General features: G+C 62.3%; 13 protein-coding genes. 12 read left to right on the top strand and 1 reads right to left on the bottom strand.

What is annotated here, in order from left to right; all coding sequences use genetic code 11:
* The first annotated feature begins 13 nt into the window (after nucleotides 1-13).
* The 12 genes from FH061_RS22865 to FH061_RS22810 all read left to right on the top strand — a co-directional run bounded on the left by FH061_RS22865 (nucleotide 14) and on the right by FH061_RS22810 (nucleotide 11,752).
* A complete protein-coding gene (locus tag FH061_RS22865; RefSeq protein WP_151638153.1) occupies nucleotides 14-1,261 on the top strand; it encodes an aromatic ring-hydroxylating dioxygenase subunit alpha in 1,248 nt (415 codons plus the stop codon).
* Nucleotides 1,258-2,298, top strand: coding sequence for an NADP-dependent oxidoreductase (locus FH061_RS22860; protein WP_151638152.1), 1,041 nt, complete (start codon nucleotides 1,258-1,260; stop codon nucleotides 2,296-2,298). The genes FH061_RS22865 and FH061_RS22860 overlap by 4 nt, the downstream gene beginning before the upstream one ends.
* A 72-nt stretch (nucleotides 2,299-2,370) precedes the next feature.
* Nucleotides 2,371-3,591: an ABC transporter substrate-binding protein gene (locus tag FH061_RS22855; protein ID WP_151638151.1), complete on the top strand. Its 1,221-nt coding sequence runs from the start codon at nucleotides 2,371-2,373 to the stop codon at nucleotides 3,589-3,591.
* Between the two features lie 66 nt (nucleotides 3,592-3,657).
* Entirely contained in the window at nucleotides 3,658-4,521 is an 864-nt protein-coding gene (locus tag FH061_RS22850) for a branched-chain amino acid ABC transporter permease (RefSeq protein ID WP_151638150.1), read from the top strand.
* Between the two features lie 2 nt (nucleotides 4,522-4,523).
* Nucleotides 4,524-5,516, top strand: a complete 993-nt coding sequence (locus FH061_RS22845; RefSeq protein WP_151638149.1) for a branched-chain amino acid ABC transporter permease — start codon at nucleotides 4,524-4,526, stop codon at nucleotides 5,514-5,516.
* Nucleotides 5,513-6,259: an ABC transporter ATP-binding protein gene (locus tag FH061_RS22840; RefSeq protein ID WP_151638148.1), complete on the top strand. Its 747-nt coding sequence runs from the start codon at nucleotides 5,513-5,515 to the stop codon at nucleotides 6,257-6,259. Before FH061_RS22845 ends, FH061_RS22840 begins: the two co-directional genes overlap by 4 nt.
* Nucleotides 6,260-6,955 (top strand): ABC transporter ATP-binding protein, encoded by a 696-nt coding sequence (locus FH061_RS22835; RefSeq protein WP_151638147.1) that lies wholly within the window; start codon nucleotides 6,260-6,262, stop codon nucleotides 6,953-6,955.
* A 28-nt stretch (nucleotides 6,956-6,983) separates the two neighbouring features.
* Nucleotides 6,984-7,721, top strand: a complete 738-nt coding sequence (locus tag FH061_RS22830; protein ID WP_151638146.1) for an SDR family oxidoreductase — start codon at nucleotides 6,984-6,986, stop codon at nucleotides 7,719-7,721.
* A 32-nt stretch (nucleotides 7,722-7,753) separates the two neighbouring features.
* On the top strand, nucleotides 7,754-8,737 hold the full coding sequence (locus FH061_RS22825; protein WP_151638145.1) for an NAD(P)H-quinone oxidoreductase: 984 nt from the start codon (nucleotides 7,754-7,756) through the stop codon (nucleotides 8,735-8,737).
* Nucleotides 8,738-8,877: 140 nt separating this feature from the next.
* Entirely contained in the window at nucleotides 8,878-9,900 is a 1,023-nt protein-coding gene (locus tag FH061_RS22820; protein WP_151638144.1) for a Bug family tripartite tricarboxylate transporter substrate binding protein, read from the top strand.
* Nucleotides 9,901-10,225: 325 nt separating this feature from the next.
* Entirely contained in the window at nucleotides 10,226-11,257 is a 1,032-nt protein-coding gene (locus FH061_RS22815; RefSeq protein WP_151638143.1) for a porin, read from the top strand.
* Nucleotides 11,258-11,518: 261 nt separating this feature from the next.
* Entirely contained in the window at nucleotides 11,519-11,752 is a 234-nt protein-coding gene (locus FH061_RS22810; RefSeq protein WP_151638142.1) for a hypothetical protein, read from the top strand.
* 3 nt (nucleotides 11,753-11,755) lie between these two features.
* Here FH061_RS22810 and FH061_RS22805 read toward each other — a convergent pair whose 3' ends face one another.
* Nucleotides 11,756-12,358: an ISAzo13 family transposase gene (locus FH061_RS22805; protein WP_192805210.1), complete on the bottom strand. Its 603-nt coding sequence runs from the start codon at nucleotides 12,356-12,358 to the stop codon at nucleotides 11,756-11,758.
* Nucleotides 12,359-12,620 lie beyond the last annotated feature (262 nt).

Genomic DNA, 12,620 nt, shown 5'->3' with positions numbered 1-12,620 from the left:
CACAGGAGACAATATGGAACAGACAGTATCCTTGGCCGCGCTTCGCGTCGCCAAGCGTGAGTGGCCGCAGGAAGGCTGGACCCGCGTGCCGTTCTGGGTCTATACCGACCCTGATATCTACCAGCGCGAGCTGGATACTTTCTTCTACGGGCGCACTTGGAACTACGTGGCGCTGGAATGCGAGATCCCGGAAAAGGGCTCGTTCAAGCGCAGCTGGATCGGCGAGCGCCAAGTAGTGGTGGTGCGTGGCGAGAATGACCAGATTCACGTCTGGGAAAACCGCTGCGCGCACCGCGGCGCGCGCGTGTGCTGGAAAAACAAGGGCAAGGAAGAATCCTTTACCTGCCCGTACCACCAATGGAACTTCGGCCTGGACGGCTCGCTGCAGGGCGTGCCGTTGAAGCGCGGCGTGCTGAAAAAGGGCGGCATGCCGTCCGACTTCGACAACAGCAAGCACGGGTTGAAGGCGCTGTCAGTGCATGTCGAGGGCGGTTCGATCTGGGCAAGTTTCTCGCCGGACCCGCTGCCGTTCGCCGAGTACTGCGGCGAGGAAGTGATCACGAACCTGCGCCGCCAGTTCCCGGGCAAGAAGCTCAAGCTGCTGGGCTACAACCGGCAGCGGATCCCGGGCAACTGGAAGCTGTATTTCGAGAACCTGAAGGATCCGTACCACGCGACGCTGCTGCATTCGTTCCTGATTACCTTCGGCCTTTGGCGCGCCGATACCCAGAGCGAGTCGATCCCGGCCGAGTCCGGACACAGCATCATGATTTCCCGCAACGTCGGCAAGAAGAAGTCGGAGGCGGCCGCGGAAATCGCGCGCTTCAAGGAAGCGCTGGAGCTGCACGACCTCGATACGGTGACTCCACGCCCGGAATTCGAGGACGGCAAGGTGGTCGCGATCACCCATTTCCCAAGCTGCGTGATCCACCAGCAGGCCAACACCTTTGGCATGCGCCACGTGATCCCGAAGGGTGCCGGCTCGTTTGAGCTGGCCTGGACCTTCTTCGGCTATGAGGACGATGACGAGGAGATGACTCGGCTGCGCGTTCGCCACGCGAACCTGTACGGCCCCGCCGGTTTCGTCGCGATGGAGGATGGCGAAGTGCTGTCGGAGTCGCAACTGGGTGCGCACCACTACGGGCACCGCCGCGCGGTGGTCGAGATGGGCGGACGGGAAGTGGACAAGCAGGACCACATGGTGACCGAGGTGCTGATCCGCGCCTTCTACAAGCACTACCGAGAGATGATGGACATATGAGCGAGGTCTTGCGCCAGGCTCCCGTGGTACCCGAGAGTTTCCAGCGGGTGGTGCTGGCATCCCGCCCCCTGTCGCGCCCGTCGGTCGAGCATTTCCGCGTTGAAACGGTGGAGACGCCCTCCATTGCGGACGGGCAGGTTCTGGTGCGCAACCGATACCTGTCGATCGACCCTTACATGCTGGGCCGGATGTTCGACGCCCGATCGTATGCGACCCCACACCCGTTGGGCGAGGCGATGATCGGGGAGACGGTCGGCAAGATTGTCGCCACGCGCCACCCGCGCTTGGTGGTAGGCGACACCGTGGTGGGTCCGCTGGGCTGGCAGGAGCTCGCAGTTTCCGACGGCGGCAACCTGGACAAGATCAACGACGCCGATATCGGCCTGTCAACCTACCTGGGCGCGATCGGCATGACCGGGATTACCGCCTGGTACGGGATGCACCAGATCTGCGAGCCGCGGCCGGGGGAAACCGTGGTGGTCAGCGGTGCGGCCGGCGCTGTGGGCAGCGTCGCGGTGCAGCTGGCCCGGGAGCGGGGCTGCCGGGTGATCGGAATTGCCGGCGGCCGTCTGAAGTGTGACACAGTAATCCGCGAGTTCGGCGTAGCCGCTTGTGTGGACTACCGGGGCGCGCCCGATGCTGCAGCGCTACAAGGGGCTATCGCCCACCTCGCGCCCAATGGCGTCGATGCCTTTTTCGACAACGTCAATGGCATGACGCTGGACGCGGTGCTGCCGCTAATGAAGCCGTTCGGCCGCATCGCGCTGTGCGGGATGATCGCCCGCTACGGACAGCAACCGATGACCCTTTCCAACCACGGCTTTCTGCTGCTGTCGCGCCTGCGCGCGCAGGGTTTTATCGTGTACGACCACCGCCCGCTGTGGCCCCAGGCCCGCGCGGAGCTTGCGGCCCTGGTGTGTGCCGGGCGACTGAAGGTGCTGGAAACCGTCAGCGAGGGCATCGCGTCGGCTCCGGCGGCCTGTATCGGACTCATAGAGGGAAAGAACCTCGGCAAACAGATTGTGAAGTTGTACTGAGCACCCGCAAGGGCACGTAGAAACAGGGGCGGCTCACCGCCACGCATCACTTTATCCAAACAGGAAGAGACAATGGACAAGCAAAGTAAAACCACCGGACCCGGCCTATCGCGCCGCAACTTCATCAAGGGCGCTGGCGCGGCCGGTGCCGGTGCACTGTTTGGCGTCGCGCCGGGGGTGCTGGCGCAGTCGAAGGCGCCGTTGAAGATCGGCGCCCTCAACACCTATTCGAAGGTGTACGCGGCGCTCGGCAATGGCAACCTGAACGGCATGCAGATGTATTTCGACCAGATCGGCAACACCATCGCCGGTCGCAAGATTGAGATCGTGCGCGAGGATGATGAGCTCAACCCGCAGGTGGGCCTGCAAAAGCTCAAGAAACTGGTCGAATCGGACAAGTGCGACCTGATCACCGGCATCCAAGGCAGCAACGTCGCAATGGCAGCGGTGCAATACCTGCGCCAGAGCGGCGCGTTCATGCTGTGCTCGGGCGCCGGTATTTCGAACCTGTCTTACACCGGTCTGCCGTACTTCTTCCGCTGTTCGACTACCACCTACACCACCCACTCCGCGATGGGTGAATGGTTTTACGACAATATCGCGAAGGAAGTGCTGCTGACCGCCTCAGACTTCGCCGGCGGCCGTGGCTCGCTGGCCGAGTTCAAGGCCGGTTTTACGAAGAAAGGCGGCAAGATTATCAAGGAAATTTACCCGCCGCTCGGTAATAGTGACTTCAGCCCCTATTTGGCCGACATCCGCAACAGCAACGCGCCGGCCACTTTCAGCTTCTATGCCGGCACCGACGCAGTGCGCTTCATCAAGCAATACGACGAGTATGGACTGAAAGGCAAGTGCCGCCTGACCGGCTCGGGCTTCATGCTCGACTCCGACACGCTACCCGCACAGGGCCGTGCCGCGCTCGGCGCGATTAACTCGCTGCACTATGCGGACACGCTGGACAACCCAGCCAACAAGCAGTTTGTTGCCGAATACCAGGCTAAGCACAAGGAGTTCCCGAGCGTGTACACCGAGTACGGTTACGTCGCCGCACGGGTCATTCATGCTGCACTGGAAGCGGTTGACGGCAACGCAAGCGACAAGGCTAAGCTGCGCGAGGCTATGCGCCGCGTGAAGTTCGAGGCCCCACGCGGCCCGTTCAGCTTCAACCCGGTCACTCAGAGCCCGATCCACAACATCTATATTCGCGAAGTCGCGGAGGTCAACGGCCGCATCACGAACAAGGTGTTGCATTCGATCAAAGAAGTGGCGGAGCCGGACAAGCAGCCAATCTGACGCTCCAGGCTTGACCCGGCACGGCGGACACTGTGCCGGGCGATCTCACGCGCATAGAAAGTCGTTATGGATTTCATCTTTTCCCAATTACTCAACAGTCTGGCGCTGGGCGTTCTGCTGTTCATGATGTCAGCGGGTCTGTCGCTGATCTTCGGGCTCATGAACGTGGTCAATATCGCCCACGGCTCGTTTTTCATGATCGGCGCGTTCACTGCCTTTACCCTGGTCCAGATGTTCGGCAATTTTTGGCTGGCGTTGGCCATCGGCTGGGTACCGGCGGTTGCCTGCGCTATCCTGATGGAGCGCATTTTCATCCGACCGTTGTACAACCGCGGACACCTCGACCAAGTGCTCCTGACTTTCGGTTTCATTTTCGTGTTCGGCGACCTGGCCAAGTACCTGTGGGGCGCCGATATCCGCAACGTTGCACCGCCTGAAATTCTCGACGGCAGCCTTCAAGTGGCCGGCGCGATTCTGCCTAAGTATCGGCTGTTCCTGGTCTTCTTCGGCGGTGTGGTCGCCGCAGGCCTGTGGTGGTTCCTCGAGCGTAGCCGGGTAGGCGCGATGGTGCGCGCCGGCGTCGATGATGCGGCAACCGCGTCTGGCATCGGCATTAACGTGCCGCTGCTGTTTGGCTGCATCTTCGCGCTGGGCGCGGCGCTGGCGGCCATCGGCGGTATCGTAGCCAGCCCGATCATGGGCATCTACCTAGGGATGGATATCGAGATCCTGATCCCGGCGTTCATCGTGGTTGTGGTTGGTGGCATGGGCAGCCTGCGTGGGGCGCTGGTCGCGGGCCTGCTGGTAGGGCTGATCGACACGTTCGGCAAGGCGTACTTCCCGGACTACGCGCTGTTCCTGGTGTACCTGTTGATGGTAGTGGTGCTGCTGGCGCGTCCGCAGGGATTGTTTGGGTTGACGAAAGGGTAACCATGAAACTCTCAAATAAACCGGTCCTGTTCGTCCTGCTTTGCGTGGTGCTGGCGATCGTACCGCTGGCCTCAGACTACGTGCTCGGGATCGTCTCCGAGATACTGATCTTCGCAATCTTCGCGATGAGCCTAAACCTGCTGGTCGGTTACACCGGACTGATGTCGTTCGGGCATTCCGCGTTCTTCGGGATGGCGACCTATACGGTCATCGCGCTCGGCGTGCACCTTGGCCTGTCAGGCTGGTGGGGAGCTCTGGCCGGCATTGCGGCCTCGACCCTACTGGCAGCGATTGTTGGCGTGTTCTGCATTAGGGTTTCCGGGATCCCGTTCCTGATGCTGACGATGGCGTTCTCGCAGCTGCTGTTTGCCGCGGCCTTGAAATGGCGCAGCGTCACCGGCGGCACAGACGGCCTGATCGGCTTCACTCCGCCAGAACTGTTCGGCGTGTCGCTGGGCGCTTCGGCGACCGCACGCTATGCAGTGGTCGCGATCGGCTTCGTGCTAGTGCTGGCGTTCCTGTGGGCGCTGGTGCGTTCGCCGCTGGGATCGATCTTCATCGGCATTCGCGACAACGAGCAGCGCATGCGCGCGGTCGGCTACCCGGTGCAGCGCTTCAAGCTGATCGCCTTCACGATCGCCGGGGGCCTCGCCGGCGTGGGCGGCGCACTGTACGCACTGTTCAATGCCTACGTGTCCACCGACATCCTGCACTGGCACCTATCCGGCGATGCGCTGATCATGGTGGTGCTGGGTGGTGGCGGCACGGTGATCGGGCCGGCGGTTGGGGCAGCGATCTTCCTGCTGCTTAAGAACTTCATCAGTTCCTACAACGAGTACTGGTCACTATGGGTCGGCGTGATCTTCATCCTGTGCGTGATGTTCCTGCGCCAAGGCGTATGGGGATTCGTGGCGGGCAAGTTCGCCGTGGCGAGGGCGCTCGGCGGAGCGGCACCGGCGCCGCGAGCCAATGGCTCGGCAGGAGAAGTGAAATGACGACACTACTCCAGACGGAAAAGCTGCATAAGGCGTTTGGCAGCCTGGTCGTGACTAAGGACGTCGACCTCGCGGTCGAGGTCGGGCAGAAACACGTGATCATCGGGCCGAACGGGGCCGGCAAGACTAGTCTCGTGCACCAGTTGACCGGCCAGTTGCGCCCGACCTCGGGTCGGGTGCTGTTTAACGGGGCGGATATTACCGGCGCGGCGCCCGAGGCGATCTGCCAGATGGGCGTGGGCCGCACTTTCCAAAAGAACAACCTGTTCCTGTCGCTGTCGGTGCGCGAGAACGTGCGGCTGGCGGTGCAGGCCAAGCAGGGTGGCTGGTACGAGGCGATCCGAAGTGTCGCATCGCGGGGCAAACAGTGGGAGCGTGCTGACCAGATCCTCGAGCAGGTGCAACTGGTCGGCAGTTACGACCGTGCAGTGTCGGCGCTGTCCTACGGTGAGCAACGCCAGCTGGAGGTGGCAATTGCGCTGGCGGCCGAGCCGACACTGCTGCTGCTGGATGAGCCGACGTCGGGCATGTCGCCGGCCGAGACCGACCGCATGATCGATCTTGTGCGCGGCTTGCCGAAGCATCTCGGCGTGTTGATGATCGAGCACGACATGAAGGTGGTGTTCTCGCTGGCCGACCGGATCACGGTGCTGTACTACGGCGAGGTGCTGGCCTCCGGTTCGCCGGCCGAAATTCAGGGCCATCCGCGCGTACGAGAGGTCTATCTTGGGGGGAAACACTAAATGCTCGAAGTCGACAACATACACAGCTACTATGGCGACAGCCACGTGTTGCGCGGCGTTTCGCTGCAGGTCAAGCCGGGCGAGGTCACCTCGATCCTCGGCCGCAACGGGGCCGGTAAGACCACAACCGTACTGTCCATCATGGGCTACCTGAAGCCGCGCCATGGCACGGTCGTATACGACGGGAAACCGATCAATGGACTGCCGTCGCACCGGATCTCGCGCATGGGCCTGGGCTTCGTGCCGCAGGAGCGCGGCGTGTTCCCGAGCCTATCGGTCGAGGAAAACCTGACGGTCGCGGCGCGTCCGGGCCGCGACGGGCGCTGGACGCTGGACCGGATCTATGAACTGTTCCCGCGCCTGAAGGAGCGCCGCAACAACCGCGGCTTCCAGCTCTCCGGCGGCGAGCAGCAGATGGTGTCGATTGCGCGCGCACTGTTGCTCAATCCGTCGGTCATCATCCTGGACGAGCCGTCCGAGGGTCTTGCGCCGCTGATCGTCGATGAGATTGTCGAGATCCTGCGTAAGATGAAGAACGAGGGACTGGCGATCCTGTTGATTGAGCAAAACCTGAAGGCGGCGCTGGACCTGGGCGACATGCACTACGTACTATCCAAGGGCGAGGTCTGCTTCACCGGCACCAGCGACTCGCTGCGCGGCAATGACGCGGTGCTCTCGACGCATCTGAGCGTCTGACCGGACGGCGCAGAGAAGGAGTTGGACAATGCAAAATCTGTTCGTGGTGACCGGCGGTAGCCGCGGGATTGGCGCGCAGATTGCGCGCCAGGCCGCCCGCCACTATCCGGTCGTGATCACTTACCGCAGTCGGGCCGACGAGGCCACGAAGCTAGTGCGGGACATCGAGGCTGCCGGCGGGCAGGCATGGGCAATCTGCGCGGATGTCGGCGACGAGGCGGCGATGACGGACGCGTTTGCGCAAATCGATGCGCTGGGCTCGATCGCGGTGCTGGTCAACAATGCCGGCGTCACCGGCGGCACCGCGCGGGTGGACGAGGTGCGCGCCGAGACGCTGGCCGAGGTCTGGCGGGTCAACGTCACCGGCGCGTTCATTGCCGCGCGAGAAGCGGTGCGGCGCATGTCGACCGCACGCGGTGGCGCCGGCGGCGTGATCGTCAACGTGTCGTCGGCCGCGTCAGTGCTCGGCTCGGCGCATACCTGGGTCCACTACGCGGCCAGCAAGGGTGCGATGGACACGATGACCATCGGGCTGGCCAGGGAAGTCGCGCGGGAAGGCATCCGCGTCAATGCGGTACGCCCGGGCCTGATCGATACCGAGATCCAGCGCGACCGCCCGCCGCAACTGCTGGCGCAGATGGTGGCGGCGATTCCAATGGGGAGGATGGGTACTGCTGAAGAGATGGCGCAAACCGTTCTGTGGCTGGCTTCCCCGGCCGCATCCTACGTGACCGGCGCCCTGCTGGATGCGCGGGGTGGGCTGTGACCGCAGCGCAGGACCTGCCTTGTGCGGACGCGATGAAAGCGATCGAGATCAAAGCATCCGGTCCTCCCGACGTGCTCCGGCCATGCGTACGGCCGGTGCCCACGTGCGCACGGGGCGAGGTGCTGATCAGGGTGCATGCGGCGGGCATCAACCGGCCGGACCTCTCGCAACGCATGGGCAAGCATATGCCCCCTCCGGGCGTGACCGACATCCCCGGGCTGGAAGTGGCGGGCACCATAGTCGCCGGCGACCTCGCCGGTAGCCGGTTCGCGCCGGGAGACGCCGTCTGCGCGCTGCTGCCGGGAGGCGGCTACGCCGAATACTGCACCGTGCCGCTGGGTCAGTGCCTGCCGGTTCCGGAAGGCCTGTCGATGGCCGAGGCCGCGTCCCTTCCCGAGACCTTCTTTACGGTATGGAGCAACGTCTACGACCGCGCGCACCTGAAGCGCGGAGAGACGCTGCTCGTACATGGCGGCGCATCGGGTATTGGCGTGGCCGCCATACAGATCGCCACGGCGCTCGGCAGCCGCGTGTGGGCGACGGCCAGCAGCGACGAGAAATGTCGCGCATGCGAAGCACTCGGCGCGGTGCGCGGAATCAATTACCGCACCGAGGATTTCGGGCAGGTGGTGAGAGAGGGCACCGGCGGGAGCGGCGTGGACGTGATCCTCGACATGGTCGGCGGCGACTATCTCCAACGTGATGTCGACTGCTTGGCCGATGATGGCCGCGTCGTGCTGATCTCGATGCTGGGCGGCCCGGCCGGCAGCATCGATCTCGCGCAACTCATGCGCCGCCGGCTGACGGTCTCCGGCTCGATGCTGCGTGCGCGCGCCGCCCCGGTCAAGGCGGCAATTGCCGTCAGCCTCCGCCGCCATGTCTGGCCGCTTCTGGAAGCAGGAGCGATCAAGCAAGTGGTCCATGCCTGCTTCCCTCTCGAGGAGGCTGCCGCTGCGCATCGGCTAATGGAAAGCGGCACCCACGTGGGAAAGATCGTGCTCCTGGTCCGGGATTGACACGGATGACTGCACACGCGAGCGAGACAGCGGGACAGAACGCCGTGCCGGGTTAGGCCGGGACGCCCTCGATACGGGCGGAGCCCGACGGCCGGTCAACAGGTCAACACTAACGCATCATCAACGGAGGAGACACCACCATGCTGGCACATTCCATACAAAGACTCAAAGGCCTGAAACGGTCCTGGCTGGCTGCGGGGGCCGTCATGCTGGCCGCCACCGCGGCACCGGACCTTACATCCGCCCAGAGCGGCAAGCCGGCGCACGCATGGCCGACCGAGACCGTCAAACTGATCGTGCCCACTGCGCCTGGCTCGTCCGGGGACATCGTGGCGCGTCTCCTGGCCAACAAGCTGTCGCCCATCTGGGGACATCCGGTGGTGATCGAAAATCGCCCCGGCGCCGGGGGGCTGATCGCGATGCGGGCCACGGCGTCGGCTGCACCCGACGGCCACACGCTCACGCTCACCCACACATCGGCCGCTGTAGTCACGCCCTATGTCTACCGCGCGGCAAAGTACGACGTCGAAAAGGATTTCACTCCAATAGCGGTGATCGGTTATACGCCCATGGCGATCGTCGCCTCCGTCCAATCCAGGGAGAAGGACCTCGCGGAACTGATCGAAGCGTCGCGTCAGAATCCCGACAAGCTCGCAATGGGCCATCCCGGGCATGCCACGATGGCACACCTGTCGGCGGAGCTACTCGGCCAAGAGGCGGGTGCGAAGATATTCCTCGCCAACATGGGCAGTGCAGCCAACGGCCTCAAGGGCGTCCTCGCCGGCGACATCCAGTATTACATAGACGGACTGGCGCCCCTGATGCCCATGATCCGCAGTAACCGCGTGCGGCTGCTGACGGTGTTCTCCGATAAGGTGCCGGATGGACTGGAGGGCACGACGCTAGCAAAGTCATCCACAGCGGGCATGGTGATGCACGGGTGGTTTGCAATGATGGGTCCGGCCGGCATGCCGAAGGCGGTGACGGGAAAGATCAATGCCGACGTGAACCAGGTGCTTGCACTGCCCGAGATCACTGCACGCCTCAAGGACTTCGCGACCTATCCGCAGACAGGCAGCGTGGACGAGGCGACTAGCTACATCCAGGCGGAGAAACAACGCTGGAGCAAGGTACTAAAGCGCGCCAATATCGAAGCGCAATAGCGCACCGCCATGCGCGCATTGCGGCCGAGATCGACGATCAGGTACGAACTGTGATGGCGGCCCGGTACCGTCGCCATCTTCTGACACGTCCGATCTCCGGCAGCGTACGGTGCGCTGTTCGCACGCATCGCAGGACCTGTTCTGCAACGGAATAACTGCTATTCCACTCCGTGGCTTGTTGGATGCATGGCTTCAGTAGAAACTTTACGCAGCGGAGGATCGCGTGCCGCGATCCGCGCCCGGCAGTGCGCGCATTGCCGAACAGAGGTCGCCTAGCATTGAATAAGGGCGACCATAACAGGAGCAGACAATTCAAGGAGATGCGGTGAAAAAGGCACTACTTTTGCTATTGGGAGCCAGTACACTGGCCGGCAGCGCGATCGCGCAGACCAACGTGTCGATTTACGGCCTGGTGGACGCTGGCATCGTGCATGAACGCGGCGGCGTAACCGACAGCGTTACGCTGTTGGGCAGCGGCATTGCCGCCGGGTCGCGTCTCGGCTTCCGCGGTGTGGAAGACCTTGGTGGCGGCCTGGCAGCCACCTTCGTACTCGAAATGGGATTCAACATCGACACCGGCGTCTCGGGACAGGGCGCGCTCTTCGGCCGTCAGGCATGGGTCGGTCTGCAGCAAAACGGTGTCGGCAACGTGATGCTCGGCCGTCAGTACACCCCGTTGTTCAACACCGTCAATGCAATTGACCCCTTCGGCGGTGCGAGCATGGCCGGGTCCGGCAACAACATGCTTGCTGAAGGCGGCATTCGCATGAACAACACCGTCAAGGTTGCCGCAGTCGGAACCGGCCCCCTGGTCGCAGAGGTGGCGTACGGCTTCGGCGAAACCCCGGGCGACAGCAGCGCCAACCGCAACATGGGTGCAATGCTGGGCTACAAGAGCGGACCTGTGGATGTCCGGTTCGGCTACCACCGTAACAACAACGCCGACGGCACCGACGACGGCCGCAGCGCGATGATCGGCGGCACCTACGACTTCAAGGTCGCCAAGGCACATCTGGGTATGCAAGCGAACAAGGGCCTCGTGATCATCAACGGCCGCCCGATCGCCGATACGGATACCCGTGACCTGATCATCGGCGCCACCGTACCGTTCGGGGCCAACAGTCTGCTCGTGTCCTATACTCACAAGGATGACCGCAGTGCCGCTGATGGCGACGCGCGTCAGCTGGCACTCGGTATCTCGCATCGCCTCTCCAAGCGCACCGATCTGTATGCGTCGGTCGCGCGTATCAAGAACGACGCGCCAGTTGACTCGGTGCGCTTCTACACCGTCGGCAACGGCTCTAGCCAGGGCACGGGCGACCGCGCGTTCAACGTCGGCGTGCGTCATTTGTTCTGACGCCGTCATCCCATTGATTGATCATCAAGGTACTTCAGCGCGGGCGACCGCGCTTTTTTCGGCCGGCTTTTCCGTGCGTGCGCGAGATGCTCATAGAGCAACCGGTCCGTTGATGTGTAAGCATCTGACGAAGCTTCCAATTACCCGCCACAGGCATTGCTGTGCACCGACCAGGATATGACGCCGTCCCAAATTCTCGGCTGGTTCGTGCGGCGCTGGCAGGTTGAGGTAACGTTTTAAGAAACGCGTGCACACCTGGGCATGGAAAGGCAGCGACAGTGGTCGTCCCCGGCGATTTCCCGTACTACCCCGCCGATACTGGCCCTGTACTCGGTGGTGACATTGCTGGCCAAGCCATTGTTCGAACAAGGCTTGGTCGCTATCCGCACGGCGGCCTGGTATGAAAAGCAGGTCGCAACCTTCTCCGATACGATCGCCCTGGTGCGTCGCTATTTCGGCTTGTCCTACAACAACCTGGTGATTTGTTCAGATTAGGGCTCAGCAGTAAACAACCTGGTCGTATTCATCGATCGTGCAAGGGCGAAGATGGATTGTATAACTCCATGCCGAGCAAACGTCATGGGGAGTAGTGCTTAACCTTGCCATCTCCTCATTAGAGACACGTTCGCCTGTCTCATTACCGCCGCGTTTCAAGTACGCCTTCACTTGCAATCCTTTTTCAGTCTCGGTTCCCTCGATATATCGAAGCATCGTATCGAACGAGCGTAACGGGATGCCTGCCCAGTTGATGCTGATATGGCTGAACAGACGATGTTCAATGGGATTCCATTTCGAACAGCCTGGCGGGTAGTGGCATACCGTGATGCAGAGCTCGGAGATATCACTCAATTCCTGCAATTGTGCTTTCCATACCCTGGACCGACAACTATTAGACCCACCCGCGTCAGCCAGAATCAGCAACCGATGAGCATCGCGATAGCGCTTTTGCCCATTACCAAACCACCAGTCGGTAATGGCATCGACAGCAAAGCGAGGTGCGTCGAAGCAGACCCCGATATACATACAGCCTCTGTTTGAGGAGTCTTCATAGACGCCGTAGGGTACCGCTTGAGCAATTGCATCCTGTGGCCAGTCATGCACCAGCAGTAAGCGTGACGGCAACGACGTAGGGACGCAATTTGCTGAAGACGCCCAAGTAGTGCCCACTACTATTTGGCGGAGACTACTTTGGCAACAGAGACGATATCGAAGGGCCGCAAGGGGCGGCCGAATTACCGTAAGCGCTCGGCGAAGGCACCTTGAAACGAAACGCGCTGATCGGCGAGGATCGTGTCCACTAACGAACGAAATGGACACGTGTACATCATGGAAGAGAGTGCTGAAGTAAAACCGACCCGTCGCC

The organism is Noviherbaspirillum aerium (assembly GCF_008929045.1).
In the GTDB taxonomy this organism is placed as follows: Bacteria; Pseudomonadota; Gammaproteobacteria; order Burkholderiales; family Burkholderiaceae_D; genus Noviherbaspirillum; species Noviherbaspirillum aerium.
The sequence above is the reverse complement of the archived record's forward strand: the minus strand, read 5'-3'. Positions and strand labels throughout refer to the sequence as shown.